Genomic DNA, 21,221 nt, shown 5'->3' on the forward strand with positions numbered 1-21,221 from the left:
CTACGCGGGCAACCAGAGTCAGTGTTATGTCCGAATCCCGTTTGCCGACGTGATCGGCAAAACGGTGCGGCTGACGGACATGATGGGGCCGACGAGTCTTGATCGCGATGGCAACGATCTCATTTCGCGTGGTCTTTACCTGGATCTGCCGCCTTGGAGCTACCACGTCTTCGAAATGACCGCGTCGTGAAGGCCGCGCCCGGGGCCAAGCGTGAGCGCTGCAAACCCGCGCTGTGACACGCTGGCGAAACCCGGGCAACTCCAACTCAACTCCACCCGCCGCGACGAGCCGACTGCGCCATCGAGTTGCCACGGGCCGCGACTGTCCGCTCTCAAGGGCGGATTCAACCGGTGGATGCAACGCACTTAAACCGACTGCTCATTCGGCAAACGCACTTTGCCGAATGGGCCACACGGAGCAAGTAAGCCATCGTCGGTCGAATCAACGTCCTTTCTTGCATAACGAGGCAGTTCTCCTTCGACGATCCGATTGGAAGCGACGGTTCGTTAGCTTGTGGCGCGCACGCGTCAGGCGACATGAACAGCACGTGCCAGGCGTTCCCGCACGATCGCAAAGGCTCGCTCCGCTGCGGGTATGAGGGTCCGCCCTTTGAGGCGGACGATCCCTATCGTGAGCTCCATGTCGAGTCGAGGTGCGAGATCAATCGACTCGATCCTCCCGGTCCGTATGCCGGCTAGCATCGCATGGTCGGTGGATGGCACGATTGCATCGGTCGAGGAAACAAGATCTTCCACGGTGGGGAGATCATTGACAACCACAGCAAAGTGATCGGCGAACGCCCCCGCGAGATCATAAAGCTCCATGAAACGACGGGCGAGCGATTCCTCCAGATAGCCGGCCGCAATCAGCGGGAACTGCATCGCTTGCCCTATCGTGACTGCCGTTCGCTTCGATAGCGGGTGACCCGTGCGCGCATACCATCCGAACCTCAATCGATAGACCGGCTCAACGGCGACATCAGGTTGGGTAGCCGCAACCCTGATGTCACCGACAAAGAAGTCGAGCTTCTCTTCGAGCAGTAGCTGCATCAGCCGGTCCGAAGAGTCAATGACAGAGCGCTGCTTCAATCGAGGCGCTCCCTCGAGCAACTGAAGCATCATCGGCTTGAGGAGCGAGCTCACGAGCGACGACCCCATTCCGAACGACAGTGTCCCCGCGTCGCCGGTGCGCATCAGTTCTAGAGCCCGCATGCCCTCCTTCTCTTCGAAGACAATGCGCCTCGCCCGTTCCGCAAAGGAATGGGCATACACGGTGGGACGGAGCCGGCGCTCGGTACGGTCAAAAAGCGGCACACCAAGTGAATCCTCCAGCGCCCTGATGCTTCGAGACAACGCCGGCTGGCTGAGGTGAACACGCATGGCGGCAGCGCTCAACGAACCCTCGTTTAACAGGGCCAGAAAATGGTGAAGCTGACGGTTATTCATAGATCGACGATCACTTGCATGAATTGCATGATATCCCAAAAAATTATGCAATTTACATTACCAAATCAGCTATCTAGACTCGCCCCATAACTTCGAGACTTTTGATCGCCATGAATCACCCGCTTTCTTTTCAGCCTGTCGTCGCCATCATCGCCGACCGTTTTGAGCGCCAGAAGCACATGGCCCATGCCGTGCTGGAGGGATATGTGCATGCGCTCGCAAAGGTCGCCAGAGTGCTTCCCATCATCGTTCCGGCCCATGCCGAAGGCGTCGACGCTGAAACACTGATCGCCTCGATCGACGGCTTGCTCCTGACCGGCAGCCCATCCAACGTCGCCGCGGAGCGATACGGGGCGGAACCCCTGCCCGCATGCACGTTCGTCGATCCGCACCGAGACGCCGTTTCACTACCGCTGCTGCCAAAAATCCTCGAGGCGAAAGTACCGCTTCTTGGCATCTGTCGCGGATTTCAGGAACTGAATGTCGCGTTTGGCGGCACGCTGGAGCGCGCTGTCCATGATCAGCCCGGTCGCCTTGACCACCGTGAAGGCGACCATGACCGGCCGTTGGAGCACTGGTACGAAGACCGCCACGCGATCGACATCGTCCCTGGCGGGCGACTCGCGCAGCTCTCGAATGAGGCAACGGCAATGGTCAACTCTCTGCATCATCAGGGGGTCGAGAGGCTGGGCGCTGGTCTGCGCGTTGAGGCGAAGGCGCCGGATGGCCTCATCGAGGCCGTTTCCGTCGAGTCGGCCACGCAATTCACGCTCGGCGTGCAATGGCACCCCGAAATGCGCGTAGATGACAGCCCACTTGCGCACGCGATATTTACTGCTTTTGGCAACGCCTGTCGGCTCCGGCAACAGGAGCGCCTGCAATCCCGCATCTCCGCTTGAATCGCACAATCTGACCGTGAAACAACAAGCAATCAACCAGCTGTTCAGCAACAGCTACGCCGAAGCGCGTGAAAAGTTCGTCGACGCGGCCTCCCGCAGGGGACTGACTGTCGACTCCCATGAATTGCCGCTACGCGGTGCGAATGGCGAAACCCTGGCGACCGATGTCGTCCTGGACGGGCCAGAAGGGGCGTCCAACCTGCTGATCGTGATCAGCGGATGCCACGGCGTCGAAGGATATTGCGGATCGGCGATACAGACCGGGCTTCTCGAGCTGGCATCCGATCCGGGGCAAAGGTTCGACACTGAGAATACCGCTGTGCTTCACGTGCATGCTGTCAACCCCTATGGTTTCTCGCATACGCGCCGGGCTACGCAGGAAAACGTCGATCTGAACCGTAATTTTGTTGACTTCTCAACAACGCTTCCGGACAACCCGGGCTATGCAGAGATTCATGACCTGCTTCTGCCGCCTGAGTGGCCCCCGCGAAGCGATAACGAGGTACACCTGGACGCATTTCGCGAGCGAGTCGGTGCACGGGGCTTCCAGCGAGCGGTTTCACTAGGCCAATATGCCTTCAAGGACGGACTGCACTTCGGCGGCACGGCGCCGACCTGGAGCAATGAGACGTTCCGGAAGATTCTGCGCAACTATGCCGCGACAAGCCGACATATCGCTTCGATTGACATCCATACGGGCCTCGGCCCGTATGGAGTGGGCGAGCGCATTTTCGCGGCACCTGAAAACCCAGTTACGCTGGACCGTTCCCGGCGATGGTGGGGCGATAACCTCACATCCGTTTCCACGGGGACTTCCTCAAGCATTCCGCTGACCGGGCCGATCCAGGCTGCGCTCTCGCAAGAGTGCCCGCAAGCCGTACAGACGAACGTTTGTCTCGAGTTCGGCACCTACCCTATGGAAGAGGTTGTTGTTGCCATGCGAGCGGAGCACTGGCTACATCGCTACGGATGCGCCGATGGGTCGAAGCGGGACTCGATCAAGGCTGCGCTCAAACGAGCCTTCTACCCCCAACGCGAGGACTGGAACCTCGCAGCCTGGGTGCAAGGGCGAGAGGTCTACTTGCAGTCGCTCAACGGCATGCAGAGAAACGCCGACGAGTGAGCCCGGCCATTTGGCCAGATGCCTGAACGGCATCCGAGGACATTACAACAATGGAGACACACCACATGACCACGCCCAGTACGTTTGAGGCGGATCCTCAAGAGCGACGCAGGACGGTCCACGCGAATGCCGGGCTCAGCCGGACAGCAGTCGCAGGAGCAGTAGCCGGCAACGCACTCGAATTCTACGACTTCGTCATCTATGCGTTCTTCGCCGTCTATATCGGCCGGGCATTCTTTCCCGTTGGTGGAGAATTCGGCAGTCTGCTGGCGTCGATGGCAACCTTTGGCGTTGGCTTCCTGATGCGTCCGTTGGGCGCGATTCTGATCGGCAGGTTCGCCGACCGGGCCGGGCGCAAGCCGGCGATGATCCTCACGGTCGCGCTGATTACGATCGGCACTTTGGGCCTTGCCGCAACACCGGCTTACTCGGCTATCGGTGCGGCGGCGCCCGTTATCGTGGTGATTTGCCGACTGGTTCAGGGATTCGCCCTCGGGGGCGAAGTCGGCCCCGCGACAGCGCTTCTGATCGAAGCAGCGCCCGCTCACCGTCGGGGTCTCTACACGAGCTGGCAACTCGCGAGCCAGGGCTTGGCCGTCTGTGTCGGTGGCATGATCGGCGTGGCCATCTCGCTACTGCTGTCTCCCTCACAGCTTGCCAGCTGGGGCTGGCGAGTTCCCTTCCTGTTCAGCCTCCTGCTGGTTCCGGTTGCGATCTACATCCGCCGAAAGATGCCGGAGACGCTTGAGCACAGCGCCAAGACAGCGGTGCCGGGACAAAGCGACACGAGCCGCCTTTCCGGCAACCTCCGGTATGTCGTGCTAGGCACGCTGGTCCTGCTGGCCGGTGCCGTCTCCACGCAGGTCGGAAACTACATGACCACCTATGCCATCCAGGTCCTGAAGCTGCCGCCCGTCCTTGCACAGATGAGCGTGCTCGTTGGCGGCGCCTTGACATTCGTTTTTGCGCTTGTCGGTGGCATTGTTTGCGATATCTGGGGACGCAAGGCCGCAATGATCGTGCCGCGGGTCGCGCTCGCCGTCCTGATCGTGCCCATGTTCTGGTGTCTCTCCTCCGCGCCGGGCGCGTCGACTCTCCTCGCTGTAACTGCCGTACTGGCATCGCTGACTGCGGCAAGCGCCACTGGCGGCCTGGTCGCCATTCCGGAACTGATGCCGGCACATTTCCGAAGCACCGGGATCGCGATTACCTATGGCGTGGGAACCGCGATTTTCGGCGGTACAACGCAGTTCGCCGTTACCTGGGTCATCGCGCTGACCCATAGTGAGTTGGCCCCCGCTTACTACGTAGTGGCAACGAGCGTGGTCAGCCTCCTTGCGATGTCCCTGCTGCCCGAGACCCGCGACAAGCGCGTCGGAACCTGACCCAAGGGCAGCGCAAAGACCCCTTGCAGTGACGCAGTAACGAGGCGTGCGTAGCGTCGGCCTCGTTACGCCGTTTTTTTCTGAGATCAACGCACTTTCACGAGAAAATAAATGAAGAGACACCACATCGCGGCATTGCTCACACTCCAGTCGTTGGGTGCGAGCGCATTCGCCCAGTCGTCGGTAACGATCTATGGCAGCGTCGACAACGGCATTAGCTACATCAACAATATCGGCGGCAAGTCGGTGGTAAAGATGGCGGACGGCATCAATAAGTCGAACGCGCTTGGCTTCACGGGAACCGAAGATCTCGGCGGCGGCTTGCACTCGGTGTTCAAACTTGAGAACGGATTTTCCCTGAACAGCGGCGCGCTTGGCCAAGGCCTGATTTTCGGCAAGCAGGCGTATGTTGGTCTCGGGAAAACTGGCGTCGGTGATGTGCTTCTCGGCCGCCAGTACGACTACACTCTGCAACTGGAAAGATACATGGTGCCGTTCCTGAACACGGGGATCATGCTTTTCCAGAATGCCGACCTCGATCGCGCGTCCGGCGAGCGGCTCAATAACGCTGTGCAGTTCAACAGCGCAAGCTTCGGGGGCTTCAGCTTCGGCGCAATGTATTCGTTCGGACAGAATGCCGGAACGTCCTCGACGAACATTGGGCGCGCCTATAGTGCAAATGCTCAGTATAGCTACGGCCCGTTCCAGGCCGGACTTGTCGTCACCGACATCAACAAGGTTCAGATTCTGGCCGGAGCGACAGGCGTGCCGACCCTGCTCGGGCAGCGAATGACGCCATCGACCGTACTGCTGGTAGACAACCAGCGCATTCTCGGCGCGGCGGGAATGTACACGTTTGGCGACTGGCGCGCCTCAGCGGTCTATACGAACACGAAGCTTCAGCTCACTGGACAGTCCGCGACGGACCAGGTAGTGCATCTCGGCGGAGACTATCGTCCGAAGCCGGATATCGACCTATCTGCAAAAGTGTCTTACGACAAGCTGGACGATTCCCACTGGTTTATGGTCAACCTCGCTGCCGATTACCTGCTGTCGAAGCAGACTGATATCTATGTCGAACTGGCAGGGCAAAAGGCGGGCGGAGCGACCGGTACGGTTGCGTCGATCGCTGCGATGGGAACTTCGTCGACAGACAAGCAGTTCGTATCCCGCGTTGGTCTGCGCCATTTCTTCTGATTGATTGGGACTGGTATGCGGGGCGCCGTGACGAGTCTTAAGGCGTAAGCGACCGAAAAACCTTGGAAGGGGTCGTTCGCATTCGCGCCACCCAAGGTTCGCAGAGGGTCGCGTAGCGCCGGTGGCTGTCTGGCAAAGACCGGCCCAGAGTGTGTCAAAACGCGCAGCCGGCGGAAGTTTGAGGACACGCTGGCTCGTTGGCAGATTGGGGCGTATCGATTGCGGGACGACGAACGTCGATTCAGTGCCGAATGTATTGCGGGTCAGTGAGTCGCATACGGGTTTCACACCCGCATCGCTTTCATAGCCGTTTCTGAACCGAAAAGCTTGATAACCCGCTTCATGTTGTAGGCGAGCACGTGCAGGCGGTTCTGGTGCAAACAACCGGTGACGCCGGGACGTATTCAATATATAAGGATGCCTTATTTATTGAATAGGACGGCATTCCAGACGGCGGGTGCAGTAGTAGCCCAATCGAACGCGAAGCCCGCGCTCCAGCCGGACGCGTCGACCTATAGGAAGTAGAGCGTTACATGGAGAACGTGCAGCTTCGGTTCGGCACTTGTCCGTTTTCGAAGCTCAAGCGGATTTGCGCGCGCTGGGGCGCTGGCGCGCGGTTGCCCGGAGCGGTGCTGCCGGTCTCTGCGCTGCACTTCCGACTGAGGATCGAAATCGAGGCCACCTCAATGGTTTGAAGGTGACGCCCGGTTGCAGCACAAGCGATGCCGGCGAGGCCGGCGTTGGCTAAAAAATCACATAGATTTTCCGCATCGTTTCATTCACTCGCCACAGTCCTTCAGTGTTCGCTTCGAAGAACAACGTATCGCCGCCGGTAAAATGGATCGTGTCTTCGCTGTCCGGCGTGAACGATCCAGAACCCGCCAGAAAATGCATCACTTCGGCCTGTTTGACCGAGCGGCGGTACGTCCCCGGTGAGCATTCGAACACGCCGGTATCGACCGCTTCCGCGCCCGGAATCACGTATTGACGTCCCGAGATCCGCGCTGGTTGGGTGCCCGGCAGAGCGGCGGTTCCCCAGTCTTCGAGTGGTTGAAACCGTACGGCCTCCTTGATCTGCTGAACTTTCACGAGATGCTCTCCTTGTAGTTGAATGACTGGCCGGGAATTACGCTGAGGATCACGCGCGCTCGATGCGCTGTTCGATCTTGCCGAGCCGCACGACGGTCACGCCGGGGCGAAGTTGACGCAGCGACGGCATCACGAGCATGCAATCGTCATACGGCGTAACTACCGCTTGGCCGTCCGACCAGCCGATCACCGTTCCCGCCTTATCGAAGATTTCGAGCCCGGTGTACGCACCGGCGAAGCGGAAATCCATGCTCTTTGCGACGACCGGTTCGGTGACGCGCACCACATGCAGTGTCGATGGCAATGGCGCGAGCCAGCCATCAGGCAGGTCGCTTTCGTCGACTACACCAGCCACCAGCAGAAAGCGCGCGGTGGTGTCGCGTGCGACCGTCACGGCGCTTTCTTCCCAATGTTGGCCGCATTCGATCAGCAGTGCGTTTTTTGGGCTCGTGTCGCGACCGAAGTCTTCGTAGTCGCGCATCCGGCGTCCTTCCGGATGGCCTTCGTCGCAGATCACGGTCGCGGGCGTGCCAAGTTGGACCGCTAGCGCGATCCCTTTGTCGAGCGGACCAGCGACGATCAGCGGCGCGCTTTTCTCGTGCATCGAATGCAGGTCGAGCAATGCATCGACGGTGTCGATCACCGGACGCATCTGACGCGCGCGTTCGAGTTCGCTCGATGTGCGCGACAGGTCGTCGAGCATGGTCGCGGTCCACACGCGATTGAAGTCCTGGTCGACGAAGCGCGCGGCGTCGGGGCGTTCCGGATCGAAACGCGCGTACGCATCGACGTTCGCGAACGACAGCGTCAGCTTGCCGCGCCGTGGCCGTAACTCGGCGCGCAACAACGTATCCACGACGATTGCGCCGCACACTTCGTTGCCGTGTGTCAGTGCATTGATCATCACGTGCGGGCCGGGCGCGCCCGAGTCGAACGTTTGCACGTAGGCAATGCCGGTGTTGCCTTCGGCATGCGCGGAAATGTCGGGGAATTCGATTTCGATCGGATACGCGTGGTTCGCTTCGTTGCTCATTCCAATCCTCCCTGGCACAGGTATTTGATCGACAGATAGTCGTCGAGGCCGTATTTCGAGCCTTCGCGACCGTAGCCCGATTCCTTCACGCCACCGAACGGCGCGGCTTCCGACGACAGCGCGCCTTCGTTGATTCCAACAATTCCGGCTTCCAGCGCCCGCGATACGCGTTCGATGCGGCGCAGATTCTCGCTGTAGAAATACGCGGCAAGACCGAATGGCGTGTCGTTCGCCGCATCGACGGCTTGCTGTTCGGTGTCGAAACGGAACAGCGGCACGACCGGCCCGAAGGTTTCTTCGCCGCACAGCGCCATCTTTGACGACGCGTCGCCGAGCACGGTCGGCGCATAGTAGTTCGGACCGAGTTCGGTCAGACGGCGCCCACCTGTTAGCACCGTCGCGCCATTGGCGAGCGCATCCTCGACGTGACGCGCAATCTTGTCGACCGCGCGCAAGTTGATCATCGGACCGATTTGCGACGCTTCGTCCGTCGCCGGTCCGACGCGCAATGCGGCGACCCGTTGACGCAAAAGCGCGGCGAAGCGATCGTAAATGCCGTCCTGCACATACACGCGGTTCGGGCACACGCAGGTCTGTCCGCCGTTGCGCAATTTCGCGGCAAGCAAACCTGCGATCGCCGCGTCGAGATCCGCGTCGTCAAAGACGATGAACGGTGCGTTGCCGCCCAGTTCCAGTGACAGCTTCTTGAGCGTTCCTGCCGATTCGCGTGCCAGGTACTTGCCGACCGGCGTCGATCCGGTAAACGTGATCTTGCGAACGCGACTATCGCCGAGCCAGTCGGCGACGGCTTCCACCGCCGATTCGCGCGACGACGCGATCAGGTTCAGCACGCCCGCCGGGACACCGGCTTCGTGCGCAAGCTGGACCAGCGCGAGCGCGGTCAGCGGCGTGTCTTCAGCCGGTTTGCCGACCACGGTGCAGCCTGCCGCGAGTGCAGGCGCAATCTTGCGTGCGATCATCGCAAGCGGAAAATTCCACGGCGTGATAGCGGCGACGATACCGATCGGCTCCTTCACCGCGCTCATTTTCTTGCCGCGCTGCTGCTGCGGGATCAGGTCGCCGTAGATGCGCGTGGCTTCGTCCGCGAACCACGCGACATACGACGCGCCATACGCGACTTCGCCGCGTCCTTCCGCGAGCGGCTTGCCCTGTTCGAGCGAGATCAGCGCGGCGAGCGCATCCTGATTCGCGAGGATCAGCGCGTGCCAGCGATGCAGCACGGCGGCGCGTTCCCTGGGCAGCCGGGCGCGCCATTGCGGCAGCGCGCGCGCGGCCGCGTCGGTGGCGGCGCGTGCGTCTTGCGGGCCGCTGTCGGCGACTTCGGCGATGCGCTCGCCAGTCGCGGGATCGGTGACGGCGAAGCGCTTGCCGCTTTGCGCGGCAACCCAGCGTCCATCGATAAAGTTGTCCGCGCGGATCAGCGGACGCGCTTGCTGTTCAAGTGACATGGGCGGTTTCCGTTCCTGGTTCGTGACCTGTGTGTGCTTTGTACGTGCGTCGCAGATGATGTATGCGCGCGTGGCGCGATTAGCGCGGTTCGGTTCCGGCGATCCGGGCAGCGAGTGCCTTGCCGACTTCCGTCGTATTCGCTTTGCCGCCAAGATCGCCGGTGCGCGGACCTTCCTTCAGCACATGCTGGATCGCGTCGAGCATTGCGTCGTGTGCTTCGCGCTCGATGCCTTCGCCGTTGCCGAGGAAATCGAGCATCATCGCCGCCGACCACACCATCGCAACCGGATTGGCGATGTTCCTGCCGGCGATATCCGGCGCGGAGCCGTGAACCGGTTCGAACAGCGAGGGAAGCGTGCGATCGGGATTCAGATTGCCGGACGGCGCAATGCCGATCGTGCCGGTGCATGCGGGACCGAGGTCCGAAAGAATGTCGCCGAACAGGTTGGATGCAACCACCACATCGAAGCGGTCTGGGTTCAGCACGAAGCGCGCGCACAGGATGTCGATATGCTGCTTGTCCCACTTGATGTCCGGATAACGCGCGGCTATTTCGGCGGCGCGTGCATCCCACCATGGCATGCTGATCGAGATGCCGTTGCTCTTGGTCGCAACCGTGATCTTCTTCTCGCGACGTTGCGCGAGATCGAACGCGAACTTCAGCACGCGTTCTGTGCCGTGGCGCGTGAAGATGGATTGCTGCATCACGACTTCGCGTTCGGTGCCTTCGAACATCGTGCCGCCCACCGGTGAATACTCGCCTTCGGTGTTTTCGCGCACGATCATGAAGTCGATATCGCCGGCCCTGCGTCCGGCCAGCGGCGACGGCACGCCTTCGAAAAGACGTGCGGGACGCAGGTTGATGTACTGCTCGAACTCGCGCCGGAACTTCAGCAGCGAACCCCATAGCGAGATATGGTCCGGGACTTTGTCGGGCCAGCCTACCGCGCCAAACAGGATCGCGTCGCAGTCTTGCAGTTGCGCTTTCCAGTCGTCCGGCATCATCTGGCCGTGCTGTGCGTAGTAGTCGCAACTCGCCCATTCGATATGTTTGAAGTCGAACCGGATACCGAATCGGTGGCTCACTGCTTCGAGTGCGCGCAAGCCTTCGGGCATCACTTCGACGCCGATGCCGTCGCCGGGGATCACGGCAATGCGATAACTGCGGATCATACCGGGTCTCTCCTGATAGGCGCGTAGCAACGCGCTAGCGTAAAACGATGAGCTTCATTCTATGCGGGCGTGCGCAGCATAAAAATCTGCATTTGACGCGCGCACACTGCACGCATTCCGAAAAGAGCGCGCGAACGCAATACACGACGCTTTGAGGGCGTCGCGTGGCGTTGGCGAAGAGGGGGTAAAGCGGAATGAAAGAAAGGCGCGGCTGGCGTAGAGCCATGGCGGTAGCGCGGAAGTGCTCAGCCCGAGGTGGGCAACCTCGAGCAGTCAGCCTCAAGCGGTCGACTCCAGGCACCGCGTCTACCGTTCAATTGTGGTTCTGCGAAAACAGCGTTTCGAGCGGGTAGTGCGTCTTGATGAACGGCGTCTTGATTATCACATAGCTGAAGTACTTTTCAATGCCGATGTCGCGTTCGAGCAGCCGTTCGACGATGCTCTGGTAGTGGCTCACGCTGCGCGTGACGAACTTGAGCAGATAGTCGTAGCCGCCGCTCGCAAGATGGCATTCGACAATTTCGTCCACGTCGCGAACAGCCGCGACGAACTTGATGAAGTCTTCGCGGCGATGATCGGCAAGCGTGACTTCGGTGAACACCACCTGCACATCGCCCAGCTTTTCAAGCTGGATCTGTGCGCCATAGCCGATGATATAGCCGGCTTTTTCCAGGCGTTTCACGCGGATCAGGCAGGGGCTGGGTGACAGCCCCACGGCATCGGCAAGTTCGACATTCGTAATGCGGCCTTTCTTCTGCAGTTGCGAAAGAATGCGCAGGTCAATCCGGTCCAGTTTGCAGTCGCTACTCATGTCTTGGGTCGGTCTGACGATCGAAGGTTATCCTTTAAAGGCATGCCGATGTTATCACGCCGTTATGCTGCCGCGCGCCTTGTTCCGGGCGATCCCACGTGGGACGAGCCCTTGAGCGCGGCGCGGACATCCGCCTCGTTCATGACTTCGTCGAGCGTGCGTTTCAAGCGCGTGAACAGCAGGTCGAATTCGGCTTCGGTATAGCACAGCGCGGGAGCAAACCCGAGGATGTTGTCGCCGAATGCACGGAACACCAGCTGATTGCGATATGCCGCCGCAGCGATCCTGTCCGACAGCTTCAGCGACGGATCGAAGCCCTGCTTGCTTTCCTTGTCCGATACGAGTTCGAGCGCGCCGAGCAGGCCGCGATGCCGGGAATCGCCAACCAGCGGATGATCGAGCAGCGCATCGAGACCGGCAGCGAAGCGCGGTGCCTGCGCCTGGCCGTTCGCGAGCAGTCCGCCTTCGTGATAAAGCCGCAGCACTTCGAGGCCGATCGCGGCGCTGACCGGATGCGCGGAATACGTATGCCCGTGACCGACGATCGCCGTGCCGTTTGCTTCGCCGGCAATCCCCTGATAGATCGCGTCCGACATCAGCACGGCGCCCATTGGCGCATAGCCGGCGGTCAAACCCTTCGCAATTGTCATCAGATCCGGTTCGACCTGCTCGGCTTCGCATGCGAACAGCGGGCCGGTGCGACCGAACCCGGTGATCACTTCATCGGCGACGAACAGGATGTCGAGGCGGCGGCACGCGTCGTGCATCGCCTTCAGCCAGCCGACCGGCGGCACCACGACGCCGCCTGAACCCTGGATTGGTTCGCAGAAGAACGCCGCGACGTTCTCCGCGCCGAGTTCGGCGACCTTCGCTTCGAGCGCCGCCACCGACTGCGCGATCAGCGCCTTCGCGTCGATACCCGCCGGCTGGCGATACAGATACGGCGACGGTAAATGATGCTGGCTCGGCAACGGCAGGTCGAAGTTGCGATGAAACGCGGGCAACGCCGTCAGCCCCGCGCCGATCGACGACGAGCCGTGATAGCCGCGTTCCAGCGCGATCATATGCTTCTTCGACGGACGGCCGGTCGTGTTGTAGTAATGCGTGATGAAGCGGATCGCGGAATCGACGGCATCTGAGCCACCGAGCGTGAAGTACACGTGTTGCAGCGATACCGGTGCATACGACACCAGCTTCTCCGCCAGTTCGATCGCGGGCTCGGAGCCGAAGTGGAAATAGCCGGTCGCGTAAGGCAGGCGCGCCATCTGTTCGGCTGCGACCTTGACGATGCTGTCCTGGCCATAACCGACGTTCACGCACCACAGGCCGGAGAATGCGTCGAGCAGTTCGTTGCCATCGCGGTCGCGCAGATACGCGCCGTGGCCCGATTCAAGCACGGTGACGCCGCGTGCTTCATGGGCGCGGTAGTTGATGACCGGATGGATCAGGTGTTTGCGGTCGGCTTCGATAAGCGATTGGTTCGGCATGTTGGGTTCTCGTCGCGGGTTGGAGCGGAAGTGACTGTTGACCGGTCCATACTAACGATTGCCCGCTACCCGCCGTGTCGCCAAAAAAAACCTCAAAGAACGCAGTTGACGCGTTTTGCACCCAACGCGCAGCATATTCTGCCGCGCCCGCTTAACAACAGTGCGTACGAGTGCATCACGCGCTCAATAGCCGCGCTCGCGGTCGATCTCTCCGAGCATCGCTTCACCGTTGCGATGACGGCGCAGGTTGTCGAGAACCGCATCGACGGCGCCGTCGGGACGCGTGGCGCTGGCAATATGCGGCGTGATGCGCACGCGCGGCTGCGTCCATAACGGATGACCGGCAGGCAGCGGCTCGGGATCGGTGACGTCCAGCACCGCATTGCGCAGACGTCCGCGACGCAGTGCGTCGAGCAGATCGGCGGTGTTCAGTTGCGGGCCGCGTCCCGTATGAATCAGCGATGCGCCATCGGGCAACGCATCGAGCACCCGGCGCGACAGCAGCCCGCGGGTTGCATCGGTCAGCGGCAACAGACAGACGAGCACATCGGTGCGGGCGAGGAACGCGCCGAGCGACGCGTCGCCCGCATAACAGTCCACACCATCTATCTGGTGCGGCGAACGGCTCCAGCCCGCACACGCGAAGCCGAACAGCTTCAGACGTTCGAGCACCGCCGCGCCGAGCATGCCAAGGCCCAGCACGCCGACCCGGCGCGTCGACGCCGCTCTCACCGGCAACGCTTGCCACACACGCGCCTGCTGCTGCAATGCATAGTCGAACAGATCGCGATGCACGGCCAGCACGGCTTCGGTCACGTATTCGACCATCCCCTCGACGATGCCCGGCTCGATCATCCGCACGACCGGCAAATGCGGCGGCACGCGTGTCAGGTCGAACTGATCGACGCCCGCGCCGACCGAGAACACCACTTCGAGGTTCGGCAGTGTCTCGGCGAGATCGCCGGGCGACCACGCGGCGAGGTAGCGGACCTCGGCCGGGTCGCCGATATCGGGCCAAACCCGGAACGGAAGGTCCGGCGCACGCAGCGCGAAGCGTTCGGCCCATTGCGCACCCCGAACCGGATCGGCCTTATAGAGAAAGGTCACGGCAGAATGTCAGGGTCACAACATCGCCTGATTGATGATGCCGAACTGGCGGAACAGCGTATCGGGTGGCCCTTCGACCCGCGACGGCTCCGCATTGCGGACCATCTTCACGACCTTGTCGACGCGCGGCAGGCCCAGGCCGATCAGCCAGTCGCTCAGACCGCTGCCGGTCGGCACGTCGATCCGCACGAACGCGCCCTCGTTGAGCGCGAGCCAATGGCGGATCAGCGCCTTCGCACGGCTGCAATCGGGGGAATCTGCAGCTACCACCGGACCGATCGCATAACCGCGTCCAAAACGGCGGAACAGCGCAAAACCGAGCAGTTCGCCGTCGCGGTCCAGCGCGATGCCGTCGGCGGCCTGCAGCAGTGCGGGCAGCACCGCGCTGCGATCCAGTCCGCATGCGCGCGACGCGAGTTCGACCAGTTGCGGCGTGTCGTTGACGCCCAGCGGACGCAGACGTTCACCCGCAGGCAACGACACGAGCGGCGGTTGGAACACCGCGCCCTGATGCTGTTCGAGCGAGCCGCACGCGTGGAAACCGAGCTTTTCGTACAGCGGCTGACCGGCCACGGTCGCGTGCAGAAAGGTCACCCGGTTGCCTGTCTCTTCGAGCACCAGCATCATCAGCTTGCGGCCGATACCGCGGCCCTGATGTTCCGGCGACACGATCACCATGCCGAGTGTCGCGCGATCCGCGCCGAACTTCCAGAACAGCGCCGTGCCGATCACCACACCGGCCTCTTCGGCGGCAAACCCGCTTCCCGCATCGGCGGCAAAGCGCCAGTCTTCGGCACGATGCGGCCAGCTGACCGCCATCGACAGGCCATGCGCGGCCGCGATGTCGTCAGGGGTAAAGCGTCGATAGATAGGCGTTTCTTGTTCTGCGGATCCGGACACGGCTCACTCCTTGAAAGACGTCACACTTGCCTGCGACTGTCGCATTTCGGCTGCGTCGTTAATAGGACGTTCCTTTTATCTTGCCTCACCAGAATCCGGTTCGACGCAACTCGCTACAAAACACATCGTCAACCGGGCCGGAACGCGTCGATTGTGCTGAATCGGCATTTTTGTCGGCGGCATATATCACGCATGAGACTTTACGATTTCTCTCGAACGCAGCGTTGTTCGCCGCCGCTATCGCGATGCCGCCGCCCCGGCGCATCGGGAGACGCGGCGATAACCGCAGAGGGGCACGGCAAATCGTGCTGCGCAGACCACCCAAAACGGTCGATTCGAATGGTCGGGACGCTCCGATCGCGACAACCGGTAGTTTTTTGGGGTGCTTAAATCGTCTCATGCCGGTTAAGCAGAATCCAACCTTCTCATTGTTAGGAGCAGTTCGCATGAACGACGACGAAGTCAAAAACGGTGGTTTCAGCCGCCGCGACATGATGCGGGTAATGGCTGCTGGCAGCATGCTGGCAACCGGCGCGGGCGGACTGCTGGCCGGCGCGAGGTCCGCATTCGCCGCGCCCGCGCCGAAAAAAGGCGGCAAGATCCGTGTGGCCTACGACGTCGGTTCGACCGCCGATACGATGGATCCGGCGAAGGGTTCGGCGGGCAGCGACTATATCCGCTTCTTCATGTTTTACAGTGGCCTGACGCAACTCGATGCAAGCCTGACGCCGCAGATGAACCTCGCGGAAGCACTCGATACGTCCGACGCGAAAACCTGGGTCATCAAGTTGCGCAAGGGTGTCGCGTTTCACGACGGCAAGGCGCTCGCGCCGGCGGACGTGGTGTACTCGCTGATGCGCCACAAAAACCCGGCGACGGCATCGAAGGTAAAGTCGCTGGCCGACCAGTTCACCGACGTGAAGGCCACCGGTCCGAACGAGGTGACGCTAACGCTCGAATCGGCCAACGCCGATCTGCCGGTGATTCTCGCGACGCCGCAATTCGTGATCGTCAAGGACGGCACGACCGATTTCAACGCGGGCATCGGCACCGGCCCGTACAAGGTGAAGTCGTTCAAACCGGGCGTCAGCACGGTCGGCGTGCGCAACGACAGCTACTGGAAGCCGGGCCTGCCGTATCTCGACCAGATCGAACTGATCAGCATCAGTGACAACGCCGCACGCGTGAACGCACTGCTGTCGGGTGACGTTCATCTGATCAACTCGGTGGACCCTCGTTCGACGCAACGCATCGCATCGACGCCGGGTTACGCGGTCAAGGAAACCAAGTCGGGTCTGTATTCGGACCTCATCATGCGCCGTGACAACACGATAACGGGCAACCCTGATTTCGTGAACGGCATGAAATATCTGTTCGATCGCGATCAGATCCGCACGGCGGTATTTCGCGGCTACGCGGTGATTGGCAACGACCAGCCGATTCCGCCGGGCCATCGTTACTTCAATGCATCGCTGCCGCAGCGCAAGGTCGATCTGGACAAGGCAAAGTTCTACTTCCAGAAAGCGGGTGCAATCGGCACGCCGCTGCCGCCGATCTACGCGACGCCCGACGCGAACGGCTCGGTGGAAATTGCGGAACTGATGCAGCAGACGGGCGCGAAAGTCGGCCTGAACGTCACGGTCAATCGCGTACCGGCCGACGGTTACTGGTCGAACCACTGGATGAAGCATCCGCTCGGATTCGGCAGCGTGAATCCGCGCTCGAGCGCCGACGTGCTGTTCACGCAGTTCTTCAAGTCGGACGCCGCGTGGAACGAGTCGGGCTGGAAGAATCCGAAGTTCGACCAGTTGCTGCTGGCGGCCCGCTCGGAAACCGACGACGCGAAGCGCAAGCAGATGTACGGCGACATGCAGGTCATCGTCGCCGAGCAGGGCGGTATCGGCATTCCTGCCTTCATCAGCCTGCTCGATGCGAACGACCAGCGTCTGCAAGGACTCGGCTCGATCCCGACTGGTGCGATGATGGGCTTTTCGTTCGCCGAGCATGTATGGTGGAACGCGTGACGATTGCGAGTTGAAGCAGTACGCGCAAACCGGCGCGCGTCCCCACGCGCCAGTTTGCGCGATGTCACCTTGAGGAGATCCGGACGATGAACCAGAACATAGCCGCACTGATAGGCCGGCGCGTTGCAGTCACCGCGCTCACGCTGCTGATCGTGTCGATCATCATTTTCCTGATCACCAATCTGCTGCCCGGCGACGCCGCGCAGGCCGCGCTCGGCCAGGCGGCAACGCCCGAAACGGTGGCCGCATTGCGCCAGCAGTTCGGTCTCGATCAACCGCCCTACCTGCGCTACCTGAACTGGCTCATCGGTCTGGTGCATGGCAACTTCGGCCTGTCGCTGTCCAACAACATGCCGGTGACGGAACTGATCGAAGGCCGGCTGCCGAATTCGCTGACGCTGGCTGCGATCACGACCGCCGTGTCGGTGCCGATCGCGGTGTCGTGCGGCATTCTGGCGGCAGTCAGGCGCGATACGCTGATCGACCGGATCGTGAGCCTGGGCACGCTGTCGCTGGTCGCCACGCCCGAATTCCTGATCGCGACGGTTGCCGTGCTGGTGCTGGCCGTCAAGCTGCACTGGCTGTCCGCGCTGTCGTATAGCGGCGAGATCGATAATTTCAACCAGTTCTTGCGCGCCTATGCGATGCCGGTGCTGACGTTGTGCGCCGTCGTGATTGCACAGATGGCTCGGATGACGCGCGCCGCGGTGATCGAGCAGCTCGGTTCGTCGTATGTCGAAATGGCGGTGCTCAAGGGCGCCAGCCCGGCGCGCGTCGTATTGCGTCACGCATTGCCGAACGCGATCGGCCCGATTGCGAATGCCATCGCGTTGAGTCTGTCTTATCTGCTGGGCGGCGTGATCGTCGTCGAGACGATTTTCAACTACCCCGGACTTGCGCGTCTGATGGTCGACGCTGTCGCGAACCGCGATTTTCCGCTGGTCCAGGCTTGCACGTTGCTGTTTTGCCTCGGCTATCTGGTGCTTGTCTTTCTGGCCGATCTCTGCGCAATCCTCTCGAACCCGAGATTGCGCACATGAACGACAACCGCCCGTATTCACCGCATCCGCAGCAGGAGCCGCCCATGAACCATTACGAACTGGTACAACGCAGCAGCGCGTTGCCGCCAGGCGCGGATCGTCCTCAGGACCCCGAACCCTCGCAGCCTTCGCAACCCTTCGGCGGCGCGCCGGCAGCGCCGTCGGGTGCGCCGCAACGCAAACGCCGTTCACTGGTTGCGCGCATGGGTCTGTCAAAAGGAGGCTGGATCGGCTTCTGCATGGTCTGCCTCGCGCTGTTCGTCGCCGCTTTCGCACCGTGGCTCGCGCCGCACCAAGTCGGCACGATCCTGACGCCGGACGTGTTCGCCCCATTCAGCGCGAAGCTGCCGCTCGGCTCCGATTACCTGGGCCGCGACATGCTGAGCCGGATCGTCTACGGCACCCGGCTGACCGTGCTGTTGTCGCTGGCCGCTGCGTTGCTTGCGGCTGTCACCGGCACCACGCTCGGCCTGCTGGCCGCGGTTGCGGGCCGTGTCGTCGATGAAACGATGAGCCGCCTGCTCGATGCGATCACGTCGATCCCGTCGAAGATGTTCGCGCTGATGGTCGTCGCGGCGTTCGGTTCTTCGCTGACGCTGCTCGTGCTGACCGCAGCGATCAGCTATATGCCCGGCTCGTACCGGATCGCGCGCTCGCTGGCGGTCAACATCAGCCAGCTCGAATACGTACAGGTGTCGCGGGCACGCGGCGAAAGCGCACTTTATATCGCGTGCGTCGAAATGCTGCCGAACATGTTGCATCCCATGCTGACCGATACCGGCTTGCGCTTCACGTTCGTCGTGCTGCTGCTGAGCGGGCTCAGCTTCCTCGGGCTAGGCGTGCAACCGCCGTATGCCGATCTCGGCTCGCTGGTCCGCGAGAATATCGCGGGTCTCGGCGACGGTGCACCGGTCGTCATCATGCCCGCGCTGGCCATCGCAATCCTGACGGTCGGCGTGAACCTGCTGATCGACGGGCTACCGCACCGCAGCCGCCGCAAAGCCGCCGCACGCACCGCTGGAGGTCATTGAATGAGCACCATCGCACACAATCTGGTCGAGGTGCGCGGCCTGCGCGTGGTCGGCAGCCGTCCGGGCGAACCGGATACGACCATCGTGCACGGCATCGATTTCGACGTGGCGCGCGGCGAGGTGCTGGCGCTGATCGGCGAATCCGGCTCGGGCAAGACGACCATCGCGCTTTCGCTGATGGGACATGCGCGCAGCGGTTGCCGGATTTCCGGCGGGACGATTCACGTTGGCGGGACCGATGTGCGGTCGCTGTCGGCGAAAGGGCTTGCCGCGTTGCGCGGACGCAAGGTCGCGTATATCGCGCAAAGCGCGGCGGCGGCCTTTAACCCGGCGCGTGCGATTCTCGATCAGGTGATCGAAAGCGCGCTGATTCACGGCACGCTTTCAAAGGCCGCCGCGCAGGCAAAGGCGGTCGAACTGTTTCGCGCGCTGGCCTTGCCTGAGCCGGAAAAGATCGGCAAGCGCTATCCGCATCAGGTGTCGGGCGGTCAGTTGCAGCGTCTGATGGCGGCGATGGCGCTGATCACCGACCCCGAACTGGTGATTCTCGACGAGCCGACCACCGCGCTCGACGTCACGACGCAGATCGATGTCTTGCAGGCCTTCAAGAACGTGATAAAGGAATTCGGCATGACGGCCGTCTACGTGTCGCACGATCTCGCGGTCGTCGCACAGATGGCGGACCGGATTCTCGTATTGAGTGACGGGCAGATCCGCGAGGCCGGCGCAACCGAACAGATCCTGCATGCACCGGCGCATCCTTATACCCAGAGCCTGATCGCCGCGGTAACGCCGGACAGCGCCGCATGCGGTGCCGATGAACCCGCGCCGGTCTCCGGGCAGTCGCCCCAGGCCCGGCTCACGTCGGACACCCCGCTGCTCGAAGTGCGTGGCGTGGTGGCCGGCTACGGCCGCAAGGACGCGAAGGGCTGGCCCGCGAAAGTGATCCTGAACGACGTCGATTTGCGGATTGGGCGTGCTCAGACGGTGGGCGTGATCGGAGAGTCCGGGTCGGGCAAGACCACGCTCGCGAAGGTGATCGCCGGTCTGGTGCCGTCGTCGGGCGGTAGTCTGCTGCTCGACGGCGAGCCGCTCGCCGGCAATCTGGACAAGCGTACCAAGGAGCAGTTCCGCCGCATCCAGATCGTGTTCCAGAATGCCGATACCGCGCTGAACCCGGTGCATACGGTTGAACGCACGCTGGCGCGTCCGCTCGCGTTCTATCACGGCATCAAAGGCGCGAAGGCGAAGGCGCGCGTGGCCGAACTGCTGGAACTGGTGAAGCTGCCCGCGTCGGTTGCGTCGCGTTCGACGTTCGAGTTGTCCGGCGGCCAGAAGCAGCGCGTCAATCTTGCGCGCGCGCTTGCGGCCGAGCCCGATCTGATTCTCTGCGACGAAGTGACGTCAGCGCTGGATACCGTGGTTGGCGCGGCGATTCTCGATCTGCTGCGCGATCTTCAACGCAAGCTCGGCGTGTCGTATGTGTTCATTACGCACGACATCGCGAAGGTCCGCGCAATCAGCGACGACATCGTCGTGCTGTACGCGGGCCATCGCGTGGAAACCGGCAACCGCGAAGCGTTGTGCGCGCCGCCGTTCCATCCTTATTCCCACCTGCTGGTGTCGTCCGCGCCCGAGCTGCGCGCCGGCTGGCTCGACGAGGCGAGTGAGCGCTGTCATCAGCCGCTCGCGCCGATCGGACCGTCCGCCGACAACCCCGAGTTGTGCACGTTTCTCGACCGCTGCGCGATGCGAGTCGACGGCCTGTGCAACCACGCGGCGCCGTCGATTCGCACGTTGGAAAACGGCGCGCAGGTGCTGTGCCATCGCAGCGAGGCCGACTTGCTGAGCTTTCAGACACCGCACGAAGCATTCGCGTTCGCGCAGGTCGAACGCGCCTAGCGAGCGGCTTTTCGACAATTCGATTTGAAACGGACCCCGAAGCATGGCTTCGGGGCGTGATTCCGGTCGTCCGGCGGAAGGCGCTCGTCCAGGCTTCCGGGACT

Annotated in this window: 18 protein-coding genes and 1 pseudogene; 10 read left to right on the forward strand and 9 right to left on the reverse strand. The window is 62.0% G+C overall.

Translation table 11 applies throughout. The features are described 5' to 3' along the window. Positions 1 to 190: pseudogene (locus P0D89_RS24590) on the forward strand (alpha-amylase family glycosyl hydrolase); the annotation flags it as partial. Between the two features lie 338 nt (positions 191 to 528). On the opposite strand, the gene P0D89_RS24595 reads toward P0D89_RS24590, so the two are convergent. Next, positions 529 to 1,446, reverse strand: coding sequence for a LysR family transcriptional regulator (locus tag P0D89_RS24595; RefSeq protein WP_408362288.1), 918 nt, complete (start codon positions 1,444 to 1,446; stop codon positions 529 to 531). Positions 1,447 to 1,556: 110 nt separating this feature from the next. On the opposite strand from P0D89_RS24595, the gene P0D89_RS24600 reads away from it, so the two are divergent. The 5 genes from P0D89_RS24600 to P0D89_RS24620 all read left to right on the forward strand — a co-directional run bounded on the left by P0D89_RS24600 (position 1,557) and on the right by P0D89_RS24620 (position 6,745). Beyond that, positions 1,557 to 2,345, forward strand: a complete 789-nt coding sequence (locus P0D89_RS24600) for a gamma-glutamyl-gamma-aminobutyrate hydrolase family protein (protein WP_408362287.1) — start codon at positions 1,557 to 1,559, stop codon at positions 2,343 to 2,345. Between the two features lie 16 nt (positions 2,346 to 2,361). After that, complete coding sequence (locus P0D89_RS24605) at positions 2,362 to 3,468, forward strand: M14 family metallopeptidase (RefSeq protein WP_408362286.1); 1,107 nt, start codon at positions 2,362 to 2,364, stop codon at positions 3,466 to 3,468. A 65-nt stretch (positions 3,469 to 3,533) separates the two neighbouring features. Further along, positions 3,534 to 4,853, forward strand: coding sequence for an MFS transporter (locus P0D89_RS24610; RefSeq protein WP_408362285.1), 1,320 nt, complete (start codon positions 3,534 to 3,536; stop codon positions 4,851 to 4,853). 111 nt (positions 4,854 to 4,964) lie between these two features. After that, positions 4,965 to 6,050 carry a porin gene (locus P0D89_RS24615; RefSeq protein ID WP_408377386.1) on the forward strand — a complete coding sequence of 362 codons (1,086 nt, stop codon included), beginning with the start codon at positions 4,965 to 4,967 and terminating at the stop codon, positions 6,048 to 6,050. Between the two features lie 533 nt (positions 6,051 to 6,583). After that, positions 6,584 to 6,745 (forward strand): hypothetical protein, encoded by a 162-nt coding sequence (locus tag P0D89_RS24620; protein WP_408362283.1) that lies wholly within the window; start codon positions 6,584 to 6,586, stop codon positions 6,743 to 6,745. A 49-nt stretch (positions 6,746 to 6,794) separates the two neighbouring features. On the opposite strand, the gene P0D89_RS24625 is transcribed toward P0D89_RS24620, so the two are convergent. From P0D89_RS24625 to P0D89_RS24660, 8 genes are all read right to left on the reverse strand, one after another. Continuing rightward, complete coding sequence (locus P0D89_RS24625) at positions 6,795 to 7,139, reverse strand: cupin domain-containing protein (RefSeq protein ID WP_408362282.1); 345 nt, start codon at positions 7,137 to 7,139, stop codon at positions 6,795 to 6,797. A 49-nt stretch (positions 7,140 to 7,188) separates the two neighbouring features. Then, a complete protein-coding gene (locus P0D89_RS24630) occupies positions 7,189 to 8,172 on the reverse strand; it encodes a M14 family metallopeptidase (protein WP_408362281.1) in 984 nt (327 codons plus the stop codon). Further along, a complete protein-coding gene (locus tag P0D89_RS24635) occupies positions 8,169 to 9,641 on the reverse strand; it encodes an NAD-dependent succinate-semialdehyde dehydrogenase (protein ID WP_408362280.1) in 1,473 nt (490 codons plus the stop codon). The genes P0D89_RS24630 and P0D89_RS24635 overlap by 4 nt, the downstream gene beginning before the upstream one ends. Positions 9,642 to 9,720: 79 nt before the next feature. Then, entirely contained in the window at positions 9,721 to 10,815 is a 1,095-nt protein-coding gene (locus P0D89_RS24640; RefSeq protein ID WP_408362279.1) for a tartrate dehydrogenase, read from the reverse strand. A 313-nt stretch (positions 10,816 to 11,128) separates the two neighbouring features. Continuing rightward, complete coding sequence (locus tag P0D89_RS24645; protein ID WP_408153548.1) at positions 11,129 to 11,626, reverse strand: Lrp/AsnC family transcriptional regulator; 498 nt, start codon at positions 11,624 to 11,626, stop codon at positions 11,129 to 11,131. Positions 11,627 to 11,688: 62 nt separating this feature from the next. Beyond that, positions 11,689 to 13,113, reverse strand: coding sequence for an aspartate aminotransferase family protein (locus tag P0D89_RS24650; RefSeq protein WP_408362278.1), 1,425 nt, complete (start codon positions 13,111 to 13,113; stop codon positions 11,689 to 11,691). A gap of 183 nt (positions 13,114 to 13,296) precedes the next feature. Further along, positions 13,297 to 14,220 (reverse strand): 2-hydroxyacid dehydrogenase, encoded by a 924-nt coding sequence (locus tag P0D89_RS24655; RefSeq protein ID WP_408362277.1) that lies wholly within the window; start codon positions 14,218 to 14,220, stop codon positions 13,297 to 13,299. A gap of 15 nt (positions 14,221 to 14,235) precedes the next feature. Then, the gene (locus tag P0D89_RS24660) at positions 14,236 to 15,120 is read right to left on the reverse strand and encodes a GNAT family N-acetyltransferase (RefSeq protein WP_408377389.1); all 885 of its coding nucleotides are present in this window, start codon (positions 15,118 to 15,120) and stop codon (positions 14,236 to 14,238) included. Between the two features lie 446 nt (positions 15,121 to 15,566). Here P0D89_RS24660 and P0D89_RS24665 point away from each other — a divergent pair, with 446 nt between their 5' ends. From P0D89_RS24665 to P0D89_RS24680, 4 genes are all read left to right on the forward strand, one after another. After that, the gene (locus tag P0D89_RS24665) at positions 15,567 to 17,144 is read left to right on the forward strand and encodes an ABC transporter substrate-binding protein (protein WP_408362275.1); all 1,578 of its coding nucleotides are present in this window, start codon (positions 15,567 to 15,569) and stop codon (positions 17,142 to 17,144) included. Between the two features lie 86 nt (positions 17,145 to 17,230). Then, positions 17,231 to 18,184, forward strand: coding sequence for an ABC transporter permease (locus tag P0D89_RS24670; RefSeq protein WP_408153538.1), 954 nt, complete (start codon positions 17,231 to 17,233; stop codon positions 18,182 to 18,184). 44 nt (positions 18,185 to 18,228) lie between these two features. Further along, on the forward strand, positions 18,229 to 19,215 hold the full coding sequence (locus P0D89_RS24675) for an ABC transporter permease (RefSeq protein WP_408362274.1): 987 nt from the start codon (positions 18,229 to 18,231) through the stop codon (positions 19,213 to 19,215). Further along, positions 19,216 to 21,117: an ABC transporter ATP-binding protein gene (locus P0D89_RS24680; RefSeq protein WP_408362273.1), complete on the forward strand. Its 1,902-nt coding sequence runs from the start codon at positions 19,216 to 19,218 to the stop codon at positions 21,115 to 21,117. Positions 21,118 to 21,221 lie beyond the last annotated feature (104 nt).

It is taken from the genome of Paraburkholderia sp. RL18-085-BIA-A (assembly GCF_046027075.1).
GTDB lineage: Bacteria > Pseudomonadota > Gammaproteobacteria > Burkholderiales > Burkholderiaceae > Paraburkholderia.

Coding starts and splice junctions, on each gene's coding strand:
- P0D89_RS24595 (WP_408362288.1), bottom strand. CDS start 1,446: ATGAATAACCGTCAGCTTCACCATTTTCTGGCCCTGTTAAACGAGGGT.
- P0D89_RS24600 (WP_408362287.1), top strand. CDS start 1,557: ATGAATCACCCGCTTTCTTTTCAGCCTGTCGTCGCCATCATCGCCGAC.
- P0D89_RS24610 (WP_408362285.1), top strand. CDS start 3,534: ATGACCACGCCCAGTACGTTTGAGGCGGATCCTCAAGAGCGACGCAGG.
- P0D89_RS24615 (WP_408377386.1), top strand. CDS start 4,965: ATGAAGAGACACCACATCGCGGCATTGCTCACACTCCAGTCGTTGGGT.
- P0D89_RS24620 (WP_408362283.1), top strand. CDS start 6,584: ATGGAGAACGTGCAGCTTCGGTTCGGCACTTGTCCGTTTTCGAAGCTC.
- P0D89_RS24630 (WP_408362281.1), bottom strand. CDS start 8,172: ATGAGCAACGAAGCGAACCACGCGTATCCGATCGAAATCGAATTCCCC.
- P0D89_RS24635 (WP_408362280.1), bottom strand. CDS start 9,641: ATGTCACTTGAACAGCAAGCGCGTCCGCTGATCCGCGCGGACAACTTT.
- P0D89_RS24640 (WP_408362279.1), bottom strand. CDS start 10,815: ATGATCCGCAGTTATCGCATTGCCGTGATCCCCGGCGACGGCATCGGC.
- P0D89_RS24645 (WP_408153548.1), bottom strand. CDS start 11,626: ATGAGTAGCGACTGCAAACTGGACCGGATTGACCTGCGCATTCTTTCG.
- P0D89_RS24650 (WP_408362278.1), bottom strand. CDS start 13,113: ATGCCGAACCAATCGCTTATCGAAGCCGACCGCAAACACCTGATCCAT.
- P0D89_RS24665 (WP_408362275.1), top strand. CDS start 15,567: ATGAACGACGACGAAGTCAAAAACGGTGGTTTCAGCCGCCGCGACATG.
- P0D89_RS24670 (WP_408153538.1), top strand. CDS start 17,231: ATGAACCAGAACATAGCCGCACTGATAGGCCGGCGCGTTGCAGTCACC.
- P0D89_RS24675 (WP_408362274.1), top strand. CDS start 18,229: ATGAACCATTACGAACTGGTACAACGCAGCAGCGCGTTGCCGCCAGGC.
- P0D89_RS24680 (WP_408362273.1), top strand. CDS start 19,216: ATGAGCACCATCGCACACAATCTGGTCGAGGTGCGCGGCCTGCGCGTG.